Source organism: Asticcacaulis currens (assembly GCF_028550395.1).
GTDB classification, from domain to species: domain Bacteria; phylum Pseudomonadota; class Alphaproteobacteria; order Caulobacterales; family Caulobacteraceae; genus Asticcacaulis; species Asticcacaulis currens.
Genome location: NZ_JAQQKW010000002.1, coordinates 72388 through 91109, shown reverse-complemented (window position 1 = coordinate 91109; position 18722 = coordinate 72388). Strand labels below are relative to the sequence as shown.

At 61.5% G+C, this 18722-nt stretch carries 11 protein-coding genes; 7 read left to right on the top strand and 4 right to left on the bottom strand.

The annotated features are described in order from the left end of the window. The first annotated feature begins 87 nt into the window (after positions 1-87). Positions 88-1254 (top strand): Gfo/Idh/MocA family protein, encoded by a 1167-nt coding sequence (locus PQU94_RS03555; RefSeq protein ID WP_272740124.1) that lies wholly within the window; start codon positions 88-90, stop codon positions 1252-1254. Here the strand turns inward: PQU94_RS03555 and PQU94_RS03550 are convergent. Continuing rightward, entirely contained in the window at positions 1251-2198 is a 948-nt protein-coding gene (locus tag PQU94_RS03550; RefSeq protein ID WP_272740123.1) for an SMP-30/gluconolactonase/LRE family protein, read from the bottom strand. The genes PQU94_RS03555 and PQU94_RS03550 overlap by 4 nt on opposite strands. A 234-nt stretch (positions 2199-2432) precedes the next feature. Next, positions 2433-5597, bottom strand: a complete 3165-nt coding sequence (locus PQU94_RS03545; RefSeq protein WP_272740122.1) for an autotransporter outer membrane beta-barrel domain-containing protein — start codon at positions 5595-5597, stop codon at positions 2433-2435. Positions 5598-5870: 273 nt separating this feature from the next. Between PQU94_RS03545 and PQU94_RS03540 the strand changes: the two genes are divergently transcribed. Next, positions 5871-7466, top strand: a complete 1596-nt coding sequence (locus tag PQU94_RS03540; RefSeq protein WP_272740461.1) for an FMN-binding glutamate synthase family protein — start codon at positions 5871-5873, stop codon at positions 7464-7466. A gap of 80 nt (positions 7467-7546) precedes the next feature. Here the strand turns inward: PQU94_RS03540 and typA are convergent, their stop codons facing one another. Both typA and PQU94_RS03530 read right to left on the bottom strand, forming a co-directional pair. Continuing rightward, the gene (gene typA / locus PQU94_RS03535; protein WP_126420263.1) at positions 7547-9382 is read right to left on the bottom strand and encodes a translational GTPase TypA; all 1836 of its coding nucleotides are present in this window, start codon (positions 9380-9382) and stop codon (positions 7547-7549) included. A 292-nt stretch (positions 9383-9674) separates the two neighbouring features. After that, positions 9675-12146 (bottom strand): S9 family peptidase, encoded by a 2472-nt coding sequence (locus PQU94_RS03530; RefSeq protein ID WP_272740121.1) that lies wholly within the window; start codon positions 12144-12146, stop codon positions 9675-9677. Between the two features lie 205 nt (positions 12147-12351). Here PQU94_RS03530 and PQU94_RS03525 point away from each other — a divergent pair, with 205 nt between their 5' ends. From PQU94_RS03525 to PQU94_RS03505, 5 genes are all read left to right on the top strand, one after another. Continuing rightward, positions 12352-13113 carry an energy transducer TonB gene (locus PQU94_RS03525; protein WP_272740120.1) on the top strand — a complete coding sequence of 254 codons (762 nt, stop codon included), beginning with the start codon at positions 12352-12354 and terminating at the stop codon, positions 13111-13113. A 35-nt stretch (positions 13114-13148) separates the two neighbouring features. Beyond that, positions 13149-14060 carry a DUF4198 domain-containing protein gene (locus PQU94_RS03520; RefSeq protein ID WP_272740119.1) on the top strand — a complete coding sequence of 304 codons (912 nt, stop codon included), beginning with the start codon at positions 13149-13151 and terminating at the stop codon, positions 14058-14060. Between the two features lie 416 nt (positions 14061-14476). After that, positions 14477-16714, top strand: coding sequence for a TonB-dependent siderophore receptor (locus PQU94_RS03515; RefSeq protein ID WP_272740118.1), 2238 nt, complete (start codon positions 14477-14479; stop codon positions 16712-16714). A gap of 115 nt (positions 16715-16829) precedes the next feature. Continuing rightward, positions 16830-17510: a Fe2+-dependent dioxygenase gene (locus PQU94_RS03510; RefSeq protein ID WP_272740117.1), complete on the top strand. Its 681-nt coding sequence runs from the start codon at positions 16830-16832 to the stop codon at positions 17508-17510. Continuing rightward, a complete protein-coding gene (locus PQU94_RS03505) occupies positions 17510-18607 on the top strand; it encodes an alpha-hydroxy acid oxidase (RefSeq protein WP_272740116.1) in 1098 nt (365 codons plus the stop codon). Before PQU94_RS03510 ends, PQU94_RS03505 begins: the two co-directional genes overlap by 1 nt. Positions 18608-18722 lie beyond the last annotated feature (115 nt).

Below are 18722 nucleotides of genomic sequence, written 5' to 3'. Positions count from 1 at the left end.
GAAAAAAGCCTTGGGTAAACGTTGTCACATGGTCGAATTCCGGTTTACAGTACCGCCACCTTACAAATTCAAACAGAGGAAACCCCCATGATGGATCGCCGACAGCTTTTAATAGGTGCCGGAGGGCTACCGCTGGCCGCCAGTGCCGCCGCTACCGCCGCCGCTACCGCTCAAACAACAGGCAAAGCCGCCGGTCAGCCCCTGCCCAACGGGGTTGATCTGCCGGAACCGCCCAAAAAGCGTCTGGGCTGGGCCGTGGTCGGTCTGGGCAGCTACGCCATCAATCAGGTGATACCCGGCTTCCTTCAGGCCGACGAGTCGCGCATGACCGCCTTCGTCTCCGGCAATCCGGCCAAGGCAAAGGACCTCGCCGAGCGGTATGGCGTGGCCAAAACCTATGGCTATGACGATTTCGACAAGATCGCCGCCGACAAGGACATCGACTGCGTCTATATCGTCCTGCCGGTAGGGCTGCACGCCGAATACACGATCCGCGCCCTGAAGGCCGGCAAGCACGTCCTGTGCGAAAAGCCGATGGCCTCGACGGTCGAGGAGTGCGAGGCGATGGTCGCGGCCGCCAGGGCGGCCAATCGGCAATTGGGTGTGGCCTATCGTGTGCATTTCGAGCCGCTCAATATCGAGGTGAAGCGCCGCTGCAAGCAGGGTGAACTGGGCGACCTGCGCTACATCACCGGCGATGCCGGCTTCAATGCCGACCCGCAATACCCGCCGATGAAGTGGCGTCTGGACAAGCCGCTGGCCGGTGGCGGTTCGATGTACGATATCGGCATCTATGCGCTGAACGGCACCCTGATGCTGGCCGACCAGATGCCCGACACGGTGTCGGCGGTCTATGCCTATCCGAAGGATGATCCGCGCTTTAAGACCGTCGAAGGCGGGCTAAACTGGCGCATGACCTTCCCGTCGGGGCTCAGTGCACAGGGCTCGTCCTCCTACTGCTACGCAGGCGGATCGCGCATCAAGGTGTTCGGGGCCAGCGCCGCCATCAATATGGACCCGGCATCGGACTATTACGATAACCGCGCCAATCTGCACCGCGGCTGGGACCCCGGTACGCCGGTGCGTGCTGCCCCGCCCTATACCCAGTTCGCCGCGCAGGTGGACGGTTTTTCGCAGGCCGCGCGCAGCAATACGCCGCACCGCACGCCGGGCGAGATGGGGCTGCGTGACATCCGATTGATTCAGGCCATGTACCGCAGCGCCGATCAGGGCGGAGTGCCTGTTAAGGTTTAACCCGCGAAAGGCGTCGCGGGCAGGCCTGTGTGCCCGCGCAGCCGGGCCGGCGACACTTCAAACAGTGTCCCGGCCACGCCCTTATCCGGCGCAGTGTCGGGCAGGAACTGCGCTGCTGAACTGATATACAGGTGATCGAGTTTGGCCCCGCCGAAGGCCATGCTGGTGATCTGGGTGGCGGGCAGGGTGATGGCGAAATCCAGTTTGCCATCCGGATTATAGCGGCTGACGCGGCCACCGCCATAATGGGCGATCCATACGCCACCCTGCGCATCCGTAGTCATGCCGTCCGGCGCGCCCATATCGCCGTCAAATTTCACGAAAAGCCGCTTGTTGGACAGCGTACCATCGGGCGCGACATCAAAGGCAAAGACCTCCTTGTCGTAGGTTTCAGTGTGCCACAGGGTGCGGCCATCCGCGCTGAAGGTCGGGCCATTGGCGCACAGATAGGGACCATCAACCTTGGTGACGCTGAGATCGGCGCCGATGCGATAGAAGGCCCCGACCTTTTCCTTCCATTTGGTGTCCATGGTGCCGGTCCACAGACGGCCTTTGGCATCGACCTTGCCGTCGTTCAGCCGCGTGTCTTCGCGCTTTTCGGGCTGGACGAGAAGGGTGAACGCACCGCTTTTGGGATCGAAGCCATAGACTCCGTCGCTAAGGCCCGCAATCAGGCCGCCCGATTTGCGGTCGGCGAGGAAACAGACGGGCCTGGGTGTCTTCCAGGTTTTCAGATCGCCGCTTTTCGGATCGAGCGCGTAAATGGTCTGACCCGAAATATTGACCCAGAAAATTCGCTTGTGGGCCGCCGACCAGTAGGGGCCTTCGCCCAAGGCGTCGCCCGCTCCACCGAGGCCCCGGATACCCGTGTCGGCAGCCACGGCTTGCATCGGTAAGGTAAGAGCGGCCAGTCCAAGGGCAAGGCTATGGCGACGGGTGATCATGGTGGGTTTCCTCTGTCCGGAGGGCGCGGATTCGCCCTGCATTATAGGGTGACAACGTTATCACCTCTCGAACGGTGCGAACAGAGAAAAGCGCTTCTGAACCTACTGCTGCCACAGGTGGCTCACTCCCTGCAATGGACGATAAGGCTCAATTGATATATGAGAAAATGTATAATAAACGTTGTTTATAAATAATAATTTATCTTTTTGCAAACTGACGCTTTAGGTACGGGATCAGAATTTGAAACCGGTGCGAAGACTAAGTTTGTAATTACTGTATTCACTGTATTTTTCGCCCTCGGCTTCAAGTGATAGATAACCATATTCGTTGCCTGCCATCATACGCAAACCGATGACCGGCGCGCCGCCCTTAACGTTTCCCGCCGAGAGTCTAAAGGCCTCACCATCCGTAAAGCGCGCGACGGTATCGTCCACCTTCACCGAGACATTATTGCGATAACCCACCCAGAACTCCGGTTGCAGCAGCGCCGTGCGGTCGCCACGTCCGAAGCTCAGGAGCGCAGAGGCCGTAGCGATATGGCTCTGGCGTTCCCCCACGCTGAGGTTGAAGGCGGTGCCGCCGCCGCTCTCTTCCCGCGCCTCTTCTTTGAGCGCGTAATAGTCGAGGGAGACAAGCGGCTTTACGCTGATTGGCCCCAGCGTCGCCCGGTAGGAGGCCCCCGTACTGCCTGAGAGACTGTAGCCGTTCCATTTGGCGCGCGCCGTGAGGGTATTGGCTGACCCCACCATCTGACGCTCCGTCTCAAAGAAGGTGCCGCCAGCGCCGGCGCTTAACCAGGCCTTCACACCGCCACGATCCAGTCGCCAGTAACCGCCCACGGTGAAATCGGCCGCCGAAGAGGTTTCATAGGCGGTGGCGTAGGTGTCCTTCGGTGTCGCCGCCGTGTAGCTGGTGAAGAGCCCCACCGCCTGCCCATAGCCCAGACCACGTTCGATGCCGCCGGCAAAGCTGAACCCGGTGGTCTTGAACCCCAGGGTCTGGCCGCGTTCGCGGTTGAGCTGATAGCCCTCTTCCTGAATCCAGTAATGGGTTTCACCCATGCCGGGCAGGATGGATTGCTTTTCAATCGAGCGCGTCAGGGCCTCGCGCCCGCGCGACAGAGACAGCAGGGTTTCGCCCGAAAAGTCGGGCAGAAAGGCCGCAAAGGTCCTGACAAAACCGCTTTCAGTCGTGGCGGCCAGAAGCGTACTCGTCGTGTCATCGTCGGTCGCGGCCGCCGTCAGCACTGCCCCCAAGGCGCTGTACTCGGTGACGCTCAGACCGGATTCGGACTGCGTGCGCAGACGAAAATCGGCATAGAGTCCGTCATGGGCGCTGCCCGTCGTCAGGGTGGATTTGTAAAGCCAGGGAACCTGCTCATCCATGTCTGCGAAGTCGAGCGTCCCGAAGTCGATATTTTTGCCGGTCATCAGGGTGAAGCGCGTCGGCGTCTGGATGATCTTGTCCAGCGTCAGATAAAGCGCCGCGCCATCGTCGAACACCGTCGTGCCGGTATTGATCAGAAGGGGCCGGGTGGGGGCTGTGGTGGTCAGCCCCAGATAAAGCTCGCTCTCACTCCCCACATGCAGGCTCGACAGGATAAGCTGCGAGCCCGCGCTCAGCCCCAGACGTCCGTTGGCGACATCGACGGCCACCGTTCCGGCTCCGGTCAGCTTGCCCAGAACAACGCCTTCCTCTTCAATGGTCAGGCTGTTGCTGCCCGCGCCGAAGTCGATATTGCCGTAAATATGGCCGTTGGAGACACGCAGCGTATCATTGCCAGACCCCAGTTTCACATCGCCGGTGATATAGGGCAGGGCGTAGTCGTCATCATCGAGATGGGCATTGACCACCTCAATCGTCGTGCCCACGCTGTTGGCACTGAGATTTATGGCCACCGCGCGGTTTACGGCGGTGTCGGTCACATCGTCTTCGTCCTCATCGCCGGGGGTGATGCCGGCGGAGAGGCTGCCATTGATCAGGAGCGAGGTCAGGGTATTGGAGGTGTCGCGCAAGGCCGTGGCATTGGCGGTCGTGCCATAGCCGTAGGCGGTGAGGGCACCCCCTGTTTCAATCTTCAGCGTGCTTAGAGTCGCACCGCTGCCGATATCCAGACCATAGGCCGTGTCGGAATGGGTCGTGGTGGTGTTCGCTGAAACGGTCCCTGACAGATTCAGTGTACCCACCCGCGCACCGCTTTTCAGCGTCAGGCCCGTGGCGGTCGCTTCATTGGCGGAGGCGCTGACCGAGCCGGACAGGCCAATGCCATTGGTGACGTTAACGTCGTAACCCAGACCGGCGATCTGTACAGCGGTCGCGCTGACGCCTTCATAGCCCCCATGAGCGGCCACGGAACCGCGTATGTCGAGCCCGTAGGTACGGCCACTGTAATCATCGGTGGCCGTGTCATTATAGGCTATGGCCCCAAGCGTAATGGCCTGCGTATCGGAACCGATCAGCAGGGCCGGAGCCGTGCCGTACTGGACGATAGAGGCCGTGCCCTCTTCGGTATCTTCTATATCATTGCCGTTTTCATCGGTATTGGTGTCGTCCTCGCTGGTGACGGCGGCGTTGATCAGCACACCACCGCTGACAGTATTTGAGACCTGTATCGCGGCCTTGGCCTGATAGAGGTCGTCGGCGTCCAGAAGATCCAGATAATCGTCGGAGATGCTTGTGTAGCGATAGCCGGTATTGGTGACTGAGGCGTCGATCACCAAAACACCGTTGATCGCGCCGGAAAGTTCAACCGCCTGCGCGTCCTTGCCCTGCGTGTAGATAGAGCCACTCAGATAGACCTGACCGGTTTGCGGGCCACGCAGGGCGATACCGCGGGCGTCGTCGCCGAGGACGCTGATCGCGCCATCAAACAGAAAATCACCGACCTGACCCTTTTCAAACAGGATGGCGGCGGACTGATTACCATGGACGCTGATCGTCGAGTCGATATCGGCATCACCCGTCAGCAGTCCAGTAGCACGAACCCCATAGCGGTTGGTCCCCTCTGCGAAGACGCCATCGACGATATTGTCGCTGTTCTTGTCCTCTGCGGTGTAGCTATCCGTAACCGTAATTGTCCCCGACAGGTCGAGGCTGGTTGTCCGGGCGCCGTCAATCAGGACGGCGGTGGCGCCGCTGTCTGAGGAGGACATTTCGACCACCCCATTGAGCACCAGTGCGTTGTTCGAATTGACGGTGAGGGCGGTGCCGCTTGTCAAAGTGATCGTGGCGGCATCGGTGACGTCGATATCGTCTGCACTGCCGCTGTTGGCTGTGGCCGTTTGTAAGGGCGCCGTGGTGGCCGTCGAAACCGTGGTGGTCGCTAAAGCCGCCGGGCTGTTAAAAACGAGAGCCAGAGCGGTGGCAGAAAGAAGCAGCGAACGACGGGGATGGCGCATGATTGACCTTGGCGGGGAATGACAGTCGCCAAGGGGGTAAAGGGCCGCTGAGGCGGCAGAAGGGCCTTAAGATTACGCGAAGGTCGCAGAGTGTCAGGGCTGCAATGCGGATGCACTTTGCCGGCAATGGGGTGGTTTCAGTTCCGTACCCAAAAAGCCCTGATGCGGTTTAACAGCACCGTTCAGAAAACCGTCGCAAGCGCTTGATAATGTCAGCTATATGACTAATCGGGCGGGGCGGCGGTGATATCGAGATTTTTTATCCTTCAGGGTGTGTGGTTGCTGACGCTTGCCTGCGCGGTGGCGGGCTATTTTGTTGATCAGCGTCTGTGGTGGGGTTTGCTCCTCCTTGCGCCGTTGAGCCTGATCGGTTTGCGCGACCTGACCCAGACCTCACACGCCATCCTGCGCAACTATCCGATTATCGGGCATTTTCGCTTTATCCTTGAGGCGGTGCGGCCGGAAATCCGCCAGTACCTGATCGAGGACGACCGCGACCCGGTGCCTTTCACCCGCGAGCAGCGCGCGCTCGTCTATCGCCGCGCCAAGAATGTGTCGGACAAGCTGCCCTTTGGCACTATCCGCGACGTCAATGCCGTGGGTTACGGATGGATATCTCATTCGATGCGCCCGTCCAAAATCGCCTCCAGCGACTTTCGCCTCAGCATCGGCGGGCGCGATTGTCAGAAGCCCTATTTCGCCTCGGTGCTCAATATTTCGGGCACCAGCTTCGGTGCCGTGTCGGCCAATGCCATCATGGCCTTCAATAAAGGGGCGAAGCTCGGCGGCTTTGCCCACAATACCGGTGAAGGGGCCATTTCCAAATATCACCGCAAATATGGCGGGGACCTGATCTGGCAGATCGCCTCGGGCTATTTTGGCTGTCGCACGCCGGAAGGGCAGTTTGATCCGGAGGCCTTTGCGCGCACGGCTGCGCTCGATCAGGTGAAGATGATCGAACTGAAACTCAGTCAGGGGGCCAAGCCGGGACACGGGGGTGTTCTGCCGCGCGCCAAAATCACCAGCGAAATCGCACGCACCCGCCTGATTGATCGCACACGTGATTGCGTGTCGCCTGCCGCCCACCCGGCCTTTTCGACGCCGCGCGAAATGATGAGTTTTATCGCCGCACTGCGTCGCCTGTCGGGCGGCAAACCGGTAGGTTTGAAACTGGCGATCGGCCACCGGGCCGAGTTTCTGGCGCTGGTCAAGGCCATGCTGGCCACCGGCATCACGCCGGACTATATCGTTGTCGATGGGGGCGAAGGCGGCACCGGCGCGGCACCGGTCGAATTGTCCAACCACGTCGGCCTGCCTTTGTTCGAAGGATTGAGCTTTGTGCACAATGCGCTGGTGGGGGCCGGGCTGCGCGGTCATGTCCGCATCGGCGCGTCGGGCAAGGTTGTCTCGGCCTTCGATTTTTGCCGCGTGCACGCCCTGGGGGCCGATTTTGTAATGGCGGCGCGCGCCTTCATGTTCGCTGCCGGCTGTATTCAGGCCCGCGCCTGCCATACCAATCACTGTCCGACCGGGGTGACAACTCAGGCGTGGTGGCGCAGACGCGCGCTTGTGGTCAGGGACAAGGCGCCGCGCGTGGAGCACTACCATCGCAATACGTTGAAAGCCTTGTCAGAAATGCTGGCGGCGGCGGGCCTTAACCACCCGCGTGACCTCAAGCCGTGGCATCTGCACGTGCGCGCCGCCAATGGCGAGGTTGTGCGCGGCGATGTTGCCTATCCTCACGTCGAACCGGGCGCCATCCTCAATGGCACAGCGCGCGAAGGTCTGATGAAGCAGTGGCACCGCGCCCAGATCGACACTTTCGAGCCGCTGGACGAGGCCATCGTCGAGCAGATGTTGAAGGGCTAGGGCAAGACAAGGGGGCAAGGTCCCCTTGCTCCCAATACCGATGTCAAAGAAAAACGGCCCCGTTTCCGGGGCCGTTCGCTTTAGTCTTCCTTGGCGCGCTTCTTGCGGAACGACGGGTTCAGTTCCTTCTTGCGCAGGCGGATATTGAGCGGGGTCACTTCGACCAGTTCATCATCTTCAATATAGGCGATGGCCTGTTCCAGTGTCGGGCGACGCGGCGGGGTGAGGCGGATGGCTTCATCCTTGCCCGACGCGCGCACGTTGGTCAGCTGCTTGGCCTTCATCGGGTTGACGTCGAGGTCGTCGGCGCGCGAATTTTCACCGATGATCATGCCCATATAGGTCTTTTCACCGGCACCGACGAACATCACGCCGCGCTCTTCGAGGTTCCACAGGGCGTAGGCCGCCGTTTCACCGTCCGAGTTTGACACCAGCACGCCCTTGCGCTGCTGCTCGATCGGGCCCTTATAGGCTTCGTAGTGCGAGAAGACTCGGTTGAGGACGCCCGAACCGCGCGTATCGGTCAGGAACTCGCCCTGATAACCGATCAGCGAGCGCGACGGTGACTTGAGCTGAATACGCGTCTTGCCCGCGCCCGACGGCGCCATGTCCTTCAGCTCGGCCTTGCGCGCCGACAGCTTTTCGATGACGACGCCGGTAAACTCTTCGTCCACGTCGATCATGACGTCTTCGATGGGCTCCATGCGCTCACCAGTTTCCGGATCGGTCTGATAGACCACACGTGGACGAGAAATGGCGACTTCGAAGCCTTCGCGGCGCATGTTTTCGATCAGCACGCCCAGTTGCAGTTCGCCGCGACCGGCGACTTCGAAGGCGTCCTTTTCACCCGATTCGGTGACGCGGATCGCGACATTCGATTCGGCTTCCTTCAGCAGCCGGTCACGGATAACGCGCGACTGCACCTTGGAGCCTTCACGACCGGCCAGCGGCGAGTCGTTGACCGATACGGTCATCGAGATGGTCGGCGGGTCGATCGGCTGCGCCGGCAGGGCGGTGTCGAGCGACATATCGCAAAGCGTATCGGCAACCGTGGCCTTCGACAGACCGGCGATGGCGACGATGTCACCGGCTTCCGAACCTTCGTCCAGCGGCTGACGCTTCAGGCCGCGGAAGGCCAGCACCTTGGTGATGCGGCCGCGCTCGATTTCCTGACCGTCGCGATTCAGCGCCTTGATGGCCAGACCGGGGGTAGCCTTACCCTGAGCGATCCGGCCCGTCAGGATGCGGCCCAGGAACGGATCGGATTCGATCAGCACGGCCAGCATCTGGAACGGCTCATTGACCTTTGCCTGCACGGCGGGCGGCGGCACGTGATCGACGATCAGGTCGAACAGCGGCGCGAGGTTGTCGGACGGCACATTGAGGTCCAGCGTCGCCCAGCCTGAACGGCCCGACGCATAGATGTGCGGGAAGTCGAGTTGCTCATCCGTCGCGCCCATGGCAGCGAACAGGTCGAAGGCTTCGTTGTGCACGCGGTCGGGATCGGCGTGGGCGCGATCAACCTTGTTGATGCACAGGATCGGACGCAGGCCCAGCTTCAGCGCCTTGCCCAGCACGAACTTGGTCTGCGGCATGACGCCTTCTTCGGCGTCCACGAGGATGACGCAGCCGTCCACCATGCCCAGAATGCGCTCAACCTCGCCGCCGAAATCGGCGTGGCCCGGTGTGTCGATAATATTGATGCGGGTTTCGCCGGCCTTACCGTTCCACAGGACCGAGGTACACTTGGCGAGGATGGTGATGCCGCGCTCGCGCTCCTGATCGTTGGAGTCCATGGCGCGCTCAACCGTGGCTTCGTTGGCGCGGAACACGCCCGACTGAGCCAGAAGGGCGTCCACGAGCGTCGTCTTGCCGTGGTCAACGTGGGCGATAATGGCGATATTGCGAAGATTCATAAAAGACTCTGATCTTTCCTCGGCCCATATCGGGAGAGGATGGCGCGCCGATATATAAACCGGGGGCCGGGTGGGGGGCTTTTCCGCACGCCTCCGTCAGGTGCCGGAGGCGCTTGCCAACCCATAAAAAAGCCTCTCGCAGACATATGTGAGAGGCCAAACCGGTTCGGCGCGCGTGATTTGGCGCGGTCTATAACCGAATCTGCGTCAAAGCGCCACCCCGAACCGTGGATTATTTTTGCGGATGCGAAGGGACGGAGCGCGTCTTACCGGAGGCGCTCCGTCCCTTCGCTTACTTCGCGGCGGGTTTATCCGCGCGCGGCGGGGCGTTCTTGACATAGGTGTCCAGCCAGCGCGTCATTTCCCACAGCGTATGCAGGTTGGACTCGCGCGCGCGATAGCCATGCGCCTCATTGGGTAGCACCACATAGCGGACATTGGCCCCGGCACCTTTCAGGGCGGCGTAGAAGCGCTCGCTCTGGATGGGGAAGGTGCCGGAATTGTCGTCCGCTTCGCCGTGGATCAGCAGGATCGGGTCCTTGATGTTACGCACATAGGTGAAGGGGCTCATCTTCGTATAGGTGTCGGTCGCCTCCCAGTAGGTGCGCTGTTCCGACTGGAAACCAAACGGCGTCAAGGTGCGGTTATAGGCCCCTGAGCGCGCGATCCCGGCCCGGAACAGGTCGGTGTGCGCCAGCAGGTTGGCGGTCATGAAGGCCCCATAGCTGTGGCCGCCCACAGCAATGCGGTTACGATCCGCGACGCCCAGAGCCACGACGGCATCGACCGCGGCCTTGGCGCTGGCGGTCAGTTGCTCGACATAGGTGTCGTTCGGTTCGGCCCCGTCCTTACCGATGATCGGCATGGAAGGCCCGTCCAGCACCGCATAGCCCTGCGTCAGCAGGAACAGGTGGCTGGCCCCGCCCGGACGGACGAAACGATTGCCGCTATCCACCGTCTGGCTGGCGACCGAGGCGTCGGTAAACTCTTCCGGATAGGCCCACATGAAGAGGGGCAGGGGACCATCCTTGGCCTTATCATAACCGGCGGGCAGGTAGAGGGTGCCCGACAGCTTGACGCCATCGGCCCGCGTATAGGTCAGGGTCTGCTTGGTAACCCCGGCAAATTGCGGCGCGCGGTCCGGGAACTGCGTCAGGGCACGGGACTTCGAGCCTGTGGCCACCGGACGGATGAAGTAGTTGGGGGCGTCGTCCTTGCTTTCGCGGCGGGTGATGACCGACTTGCCCGCCAGATCAGCCAGCGCCACCGGCGCTTCGTAATAGGGGGCTTCGGCCTGCCACAGGCGGGTGACCTTGCCGTCGCTCAGCGACATCTTGCCCACAAAGGGGAATTCGCCCTTGGCCGAGGCGCCGGCCCCCATCACAAAGACCGACTTGCCGTCCGGGGTGAAGTGCAGCACCTCTTCGCCCTCGGCGGTGAGGCGCGACACGGCGCTGCCCGGATCATTGTAGCGGTCCTGATAGTTGCGTTCCAGCAGCACGCGGCCGCTGCCGGGCCTGGAGGGATCGAGTGCGATACGCTTTTCCTTGCGCGTATCGAACCAGCGGCTGGTGACCAGCGCGAAGTCGGCGCGGCCCCAGTCGAGCCCGGCATAGCGCTGATCGAGGTCGATCAGCTTTTGCGGCGTGCTGTCGAACGGCGCATTGAGCGTAAACAGGGTATCGCGGATGGCCGCCTTGGCTTTCGGATCGCCGCCGTCCTGCGCTTCGGCCCACACCAGCGTGGCCGGGGCATCGGCCCGCCATGAGACGGAGCGCGGCCCGGTGGGCACGGCGTCGAAGGCGGCGGGGAGATTATCCGTTAACGGACGATCAGCCAGAAGCTTGACCGGCTTGCCATCCAGTGTGCTCACCGCGATCTCGGTCGGGAAACGCCCGGCAGGGACAAGATAGCTGTAGGGACGCTTGAGGCGGCTGGTCAGCAGGTACTTGCCGTCCGGTGAAACGGACATCGAGGTGTAGAGACCCGGCGTGCCGATCGGCGTGATCGCCCCGTCGCTTAGCGAAACGCGCGTGATCTGGGACGTGAAATAATAGTCGAACAGGGCCTCGTCATAGGCATTGCCCAGCAGGTCCTGATAGGTGCGGATGGCGGCGGTGCTTCCCTTTGATTCCTGAATAATGGGGCCGGAGGGCGTGGTGTCCTTCACCGGGGCAGCGCCGCGTTCGGCAGGAACAGCCGGGAAGATGAGCCCGGAACCATCCGACAGCCAGTCGAAATCTGGGGAAAAAGCGCTATTGACGATTCCCGCCGTCAGCTTCTTGGCCGTTGCTGTCTTAACGTCGGCGACCCACAGCTCAAGACCACCGCTGGCATCGACCAGAAAGCCCAGCCTTGTGCCGTCCGGTGACCAGCGCGGCGACAGGAAGCGCGTCCCGGCGGGCAAGGCAACCGGACGCACGGCCCCCGTGGCCACGTCTTCAAAGGCCAGACTATTCATCCAAGCCGCGCGCGCTTCGATGGGGCCATTATTGCGCGGATTGATGCGATAGCCGCCCAGACGCAGGATCGGTTCCGACACGGCGGCGATGGAGGGCAGGTTCTCACGGCCGATCTGCGCCATGGTGCGGCGTTCGGGGCTGACCATGACGCCGGGGGTCGGCGGGGCGTCGAGGATCTGCGCAATCGGTGCCGGAGGTAACTGATAGCCTGTGGCCGGTGCGGCCCAGACCGGAGTCAGGGTGGCGGCGGCAATAAAGGCGGTGACGGCGGCCGCAGTGGCGCGCAGGTGGCTGAGTCTCATGGCATGGCCCCTTTTGATTAGGGCGACAGTCTTACGTTTGTCACAAATGTAATCAAGGGGCGAACACACATAGGACCGCAAGGGTGCGACGATTTATCATAATGAGAATTGTTTTCAATGCGCTTGCGAATGAATTGCAGGAGTGCTAGTCAGCCCTATCGTCCGGATCGTTGGGGTCCGGTTCGTTGTCACTGGCTTTTGACGCATGACCGCTCAGAGTATTCTCACCGACGCAAACGGCACAACGCGCAGCGAATGTAGCGTGTCTGCCCCTGTAAGGCGTCGCAAGGGCACAGGCGGCGGGGCATCGGTGGCTATCGGCGTGTCCTTGGCGGTCCATGCCGCTCTGGCCGCCTATATCGTTAGTACACAGTTTACTCTGACGACCCCGGAGATTGAGGAAACCGCGCCCGTGGTCGTTGAGATGGTGCCGATTGAATCGCGCCGCGCGCCGCCCAAGCCCGTGATCACGCCTGATACGCCCAAACCCGAAACGCCTGTGGTTGAGCCCAAGCCGATGCTTCAGCCGCGCGAAACCCCGGCGCCCCTGGTCGCTCAGGTCGCGCCGCTGGATATGGCTCCGGTCAAGGCCCCGCCGGTTCAGGCACCGGTAGCGGCTCCCGTTGTGGCCCAAGTTGTGGCTAAGGCCGCTCCGGCGGCGGCGCAACCGCGCAATGACTTTGTGGGTGTCGATGTCGAGTCGGCACTCAACAGCAATCCGCCGCCCGCCTATCCCCCGCAAGCCAAGGCGCGGCGCGAGGAGGGGACGGTGCAGTTGCGCCTTCAGGTGCGCCCCGACGGCAGCGTTGGTGAGGTGCAGGTGCAGGCGTCCAGCGGCTCCATGCGACTGGATCGCGCCGCCATAGACTCCGTCAAACGCTGGAAGTTCCGGCCGGCGACGCGCGGCGGTCAGGCGATCGAATCCTGGGCCACCGTCCCCATTACCTTTGGCCTCAGACGCGCCTGACGTATTTTTTCAGAACAGACTTCCGGAGACTTTTGATGACCCTGATTCAGCGCCTTCTGACCGGCACCGCCGCGCTGGGCCTTCTGGCGGCGGCCCCGGCGGCTCTGGCCCACAGCCAGTGGCTGCTGCCCTCGGCGACGCAGGTCGAAGCCTCGACCAATCCACAGCGCCCGACCTATGTGACGGTGGATGCCGCCTCGTCCAACGGCCTGTTCTACGCTGACCATAACGCCATGCGCCTGACCAATCTTCAGATCAGCGCGCCGGACGGTTCGCCGCTCGAAGCCGAAAACGCCTCGACGGGCAAGCTGCGCTCGACCTTTGACGTCAAGCTGGCGACCGAAGGCACCTATCGCATCGCTTCGGTCAATCGCATGGTGATGGCCACCTGGAAGGCGGGCGAAGAAACCAAGAGCTTCCGTGGTTCCGAAGACGACTTCGCCAAACAGGTGCCCGCCAATGCGCCGGAGCTTAAGGTCAGCCGCAATTTTGGCCGTGTCGAAACCTTCGTGACGTCGGGAAAACCGTCTGAAATCAAGCCTGTGGGGCAGGGACTTGAACTGTTCCCGTTGCAACCGACGACCGATCTGGTGGTGGGTGAAACGGCAAAGTTCCGTGTACTGATGGATGGCAAGCCGATGCCGGGCCTCAAGGTCAAGGTGGTGCCGGGCGGCGTGCGCTTCCGCGGCGAACTGGACGAGCAGACCGTGACCGCTGATGCCGAAGGTACAATCGCCGTCAACTGGAAGTTCGGTGGCCAGTATTATCTGAATACCTCTTACCCGCCGCGTCCCGAAGCCGATGACGACCATGGTCCGCAAGCGGGTCAGCAGGCCGGTGCTCAGCCCGGCGCTCAGGCCGCGCGCCCGCAGGGACAACCCATGTCGCGTGATATGCCACCGGTGCGGTCGTCCTACGCCGTGACGCTGGAAGTCCTGCCCTTCTAAAGCGATGTGCGGAAAAGTGTGAGCGGTTTTCCGCAAAAACATCGCGACAAAACAAAAATTTAGAGCCATTCGGCGGCTCAACTTAGCCGACGAATGCTCTAGGGCTTTTCAGAGGGTACAATATGCCTTACCCGCTCCGGCGGGAACGGGGGCCGGCGTTGCGGGTGTGGGACCACGGCGTCGGCCCCCGGTCATTTTCGGTGTCGCCGTTTGTTGAATTTGCGACACACTTGCAAAAAACGACGTCATACGGTGGAAAAGGGTCATTTTGCGGTTGCAATAAAGCCGAAGTGCGGTATTTGCACCTGACAATTATTCGCAATTCCACCGAGAATGCTCGCAGGCCGGTCTGCCGGTCACCCTCCCTCGGCGTCAGACGGAAACCGCGACGCCTTTTTTTAAAGATGTTGATGCACATGTCTCACATTCGCAATGGCAAGCACGCTTCCAACCGTTACCTGACCGCCGCCCTGATGGCCGCAGCGGCGGTTCCGGCGCTTTCCGCAACGGCTCTGGCGCAGGACAAGAAGCTGGAAGGCGTCACCGTTACCGCAGACGACAACAGCTATAAGGCCGACGTGGTGTCGTCGCCCAAGCAGACCCAAGCCCTGATCGACACGCCACAGACCGTCAGCGTCATCAAGAAGGAAGTCCTTCAGCAGCAACAGGCCGCGTCCCTGATGGAAGCCCTGCGCAATGTGCCGGGCATTACGGTTCAGATGGGCGAAAACGGCAACACCTCAGCCGGTGACACCTTCCAGATGCGCGGTTTCGATGCCTCGACTTCGGTGCTGGTCGACGGGGTGCGCGATATGAGTTCGGCCTCGCGCGATACCTTCAATCTGGAGCAGGTCGAAGTGATCCGGGGGGCCGGTGGTGCCGATATCGGGCGTGGCGCCTCTTCGGGCTATATCAATCTGGTCTCGAAGCACCCGACGCTTGAGGCGGCGGCTTCCGGTACGCTGGCGGCCTACAGTCAGGGCGGGGCGCGCGCCACGGTCGATGTCAACCGCGCCGTGGGTAAGACCAGCGGTCTGCGCCTCAACCTGATGGCCGAAGACATCAATGCCGTAGGCCGCGACGAGGTGAAGAAGTCGGGCTACGCACTCGCTGCCGCCTATGGCATCGGCATCGGTACGCCGACGCGCCTCTATGGCTTTGCGCAAGTGTCAAAGGGCGACAATGTGCCGGACGGTGGTATCCCCTCCGTCGGCTATCCAGGCTTTTACAATGCGACGCCCGCCATCAAGTCGGCTCCGCGTGTTGGTTCCGAAAACTTCTACGGCTCCGTCCATGATTATGAAGACACGGACTCGTCGCAGTTTACGGTGAAGTTCGAGCACGACTTCGCGTCCGGCATCTATATGACCAATACGACGCGCCTCAGCCGCACGTCGCTGGATCGTGTCCTGACCGGGGTGAGCACGGGCAATGCCGGTATTACGGCGACCAATCTCAATGATCGCTCGACCTGGACCGTCAACCGTTCGCGTCAGCACGTGGTCAAGGACAATGACGCCCTGATCAATGCGACCAACTTCACGGCTTCGGCGACCACGGGGGCCTTTACGCACGATCTGGCCTACGGGCTCGAGTTTTCGACAGAAAAGGTGGCGGTTTATGGCGTTAACGCCGTGACCCTGACCACGGCTCAGCAAGCTAATCTGTACACTCCGAACCCCAATGTCGATCTGCCGGTCAATGGGCTGAACGGCACACGTGCCTTCGTCAAGCTGAATGTCGGCTCGGCCTATCTGTTTGACACCATCCATTTTGGCGAAAAATGGCTGTTCAATGCCGGGATACGTGTCGATAGCTACGACATTACCACCACAACCGCGACCAATGCCCGCCTCGAAGGCGACGGCACCCTGACCAGCTATAAGGCTGGTCTGGTCTATAAGCCGGTCGAAACGGCCAGCCTGTATGTGGCCTATGCCAATTCAAAGACCCCGCCGGGCACAGTCAATCTGGGGGCTTCGACAACCACGGTCGGCGGCAGCGAAACCTCGACCAATATCAACAACCCCAATGTCGATCCCACCGAGACGCGTAATCTCGAAGCCGGCGTCAAGTGGGACGTGCTGTCAGGTCGTGTGTCTCTGACCGCTGCCTACTATTCGACCGAACATCTGAACGAGTTTGTCGAAGATCCCTTCAATACCGGCTTTGGCGAAAACTTCGGCAAGCGCACGGTCAAGGGCTTCGATCTGGGCGTGGTCGGCAAGATCACTGACAAGTGGAACCTGACCGCCGGTATCCAGACTATGGATACCGAGGTCGAAAGAGGCACGACCGGTGCCAACGCCACGGGGGCGGTCACTCGCTGGTCGCCGGAACTGGCGGCCACGGTCTGGACCACCTATGAAGTCTCGCCGAAGCTGACCTTAGGTGGCGGAGCCCGCTATACCGGTGAGCAGGTCCGCGCCAATACGCCGGGCGTCGATCTGGCGACCCAGAACGTGCCGTTCATCCCGGAATACTGGGTGGTCGATGCCTATGGTTCTTATAAGCTGACGGACAAGGTGTCGGTGCAACTAAACGTCTATAACCTGCTGGATGAGGACTATATAGCCACGCTGAACAATGGTGGCTCGCGTCTGATCCCCGGTGCGCCGCGTTCGGCAACTGTTACCCTGAACTACCAATTCTAAAAAAACGAGGGCTGCGGCACTGTTTCGCGGGCGCGGCCCTTTCCACCGTTTATCAATCGCTTCATGATCTTTGGCTCCGACCTTCCGCTCGGGGCCATGTTTATATGAGTTCGCCATGCTGCTGCACCTGCCCGAAGTCCTGAGCCGCGAAGGGGTGGCCGAGATACGCGCCGCACTCGCTGAGGCACGCTGGGCCGATGGCGCGGCATCGGCCGGGCCGCAGGCGCAGAAGGTCAAACAAAACAAACAACTCCCCGCCGATGTGCCGGAGGCGCGGATACTGGGCGAGCGCATAGAGACGGCGCTGCGCCGTCATCCGTTGTTTCAGTCCGCCGCCCTGCCGCATATTGTCCTGACGCCGCGCTTTAATGCCTATGAGGGCGGCGGGCATTACGGCAACCACGTGGACAGCGCCCTTCACCACGATCCGTTTAAGGGCCTCACAGCGCGCACCGACGTTTCAACAACGGTCTTCCTCAATGATCCGGAAGCGTATGAGGGTGGTGAACTGATCGTCGAAGACACCTACGGCGCGCATGAGGTCAAGCTGAACGCCGGGGATGCCATCCTCTATCCGTCCACCTCCCTGCACCGCGTCGAGCCGGTCACCCGTGGCGTGCGGCTGGCCGCCTTCCTGTGGACGCAAAGTCTGGTGAAGGACAGCGAGCAACGGCGGATGCTGTTTGAACTTGATATGACCATTCTGCGCTTGCGCAGCCAGTTGGGCGACAGCGAGGAAGTGGTGAGTCTCACCGCCCACTATCACAACCTTCTGCGGCAATGGGCGCAGATGTGATGTCACCCAAGGCACTACTGACGGTCATTCCTCCCGATATAGTCGCGGTCTCAGACTACGAGGCCTATGCGCGCGAACGGCTGAGCGATATGACGTGGGCCTATCTTCAGGCCGGGGCCGGTGACGAGCACACGGTGCGTCGCAATGTCGAGGCCTTTTCTGAAATCCTGCTTAAGGGGCGGGTTCTGGGCTCGGTCGCCGGCGGTCACACGCGCCTGAACCTGTTCGGACATCTCTATGAACATCCGATCTTTTTAGCGCCTGTCGCCTATCAGAAACTGTTTCATCCGGACGGCGAACGCGCCACGGCGCTGGGGGCTGCGGTGACCCAGACCCTGATGGTGCTCTCGACCCTATCAACCGTCACGCTCGAAGAGGTGGCGCAGGCCGAAACCGCGCCGCCCCTGTGGTTTCAGCTCTACCTACAGGCCGATCACGGCGTATCGCTCGACCTGATTCACCGGGCCGAGCGCGAAGGCTATCGCGCGCTGGTCATAACGGTCGATGCGGCCATGGCCGGGGTGCGCAATCGGGAACAACGCGCGGGGTTCCGCCTGCCGCCGCACCTCTCGGCGGTCAATCTACCGCCGGTGTCAGCCGCCACCCCGACCGCATCCGGACATAGCCGCGTATTTGAAGGCCTGATGAAGGCAGCCCCCGGATGGGACGATATCGAGTGGGTACTGTCCGAGGCCCGTTTGCCGGTCATCCTCAAGGGCATTATGGCCCCGGAAGACGCCGATCATGCCTGCCGCATGGGGGTGCACGGGCTGATCGTCTCCAATCACGGGGGCCGGGTGCTCGATACCCTGCCGGCGGCCATCGAAGCCCTGCCAGCCATAGCCGCTGCCGTCGGTGGTCGCGTCCCGATCCTGCTGGACGGCGGTATCCGACGCGGCAGCGATGTGTTCAAGGCGCTGGCTTTTGGGGCATCGGCCGTGCTGATCGGGCGACCCTATATTCAGGCGCTGGCCGCGGCGGGGCCCCTGGGTGTGGCCCATGCGATACGCACGCTGCGCGAAGAGTTGGAAGTGGTCATGGCCCTGTCGGGAACGCCGACCCTGGACCGTATAAGAGCTGAACATCTGTCGATTTAATACCAACGGCCTAAGATGCTGACAGCATCCGGCCGTTGAAGAAACGAGAATGTCTTATATGTATCAGCGACGTGAGAAATTCTCGAATGGAATACCAAGAGTCATTTTCAATGAC

Bases quoted from the DNA above. Each gene is read 5' to 3' on its own strand.
- PQU94_RS03555 (WP_272740124.1), top strand. From the start codon at position 88: ATGATGGATCGCCGACAGCTTTTAATAGGTGCCGGAGGGCTACCGCTG.
- PQU94_RS03550 (WP_272740123.1), bottom strand. From the start codon at position 2,198: ATGATCACCCGTCGCCATAGCCTTGCCCTTGGACTGGCCGCTCTTACC.
- PQU94_RS03545 (WP_272740122.1), bottom strand. From the start codon at position 5,597: ATGCGCCATCCCCGTCGTTCGCTGCTTCTTTCTGCCACCGCTCTGGCT.
- typA (WP_126420263.1), bottom strand. From the start codon at position 9,382: ATGAATCTTCGCAATATCGCCATTATCGCCCACGTTGACCACGGCAAG.
- PQU94_RS03530 (WP_272740121.1), bottom strand. From the start codon at position 12,146: ATGAGACTCAGCCACCTGCGCGCCACTGCGGCCGCCGTCACCGCCTTT.
- PQU94_RS03525 (WP_272740120.1), top strand. From the start codon at position 12,352: ATGACCGCTCAGAGTATTCTCACCGACGCAAACGGCACAACGCGCAGC.
- PQU94_RS03520 (WP_272740119.1), top strand. From the start codon at position 13,149: ATGACCCTGATTCAGCGCCTTCTGACCGGCACCGCCGCGCTGGGCCTT.
- PQU94_RS03515 (WP_272740118.1), top strand. From the start codon at position 14,477: ATGTCTCACATTCGCAATGGCAAGCACGCTTCCAACCGTTACCTGACC.
- PQU94_RS03510 (WP_272740117.1), top strand. From the start codon at position 16,830: ATGCTGCTGCACCTGCCCGAAGTCCTGAGCCGCGAAGGGGTGGCCGAG.
- PQU94_RS03505 (WP_272740116.1), top strand. From the start codon at position 17,510: ATGTCACCCAAGGCACTACTGACGGTCATTCCTCCCGATATAGTCGCG.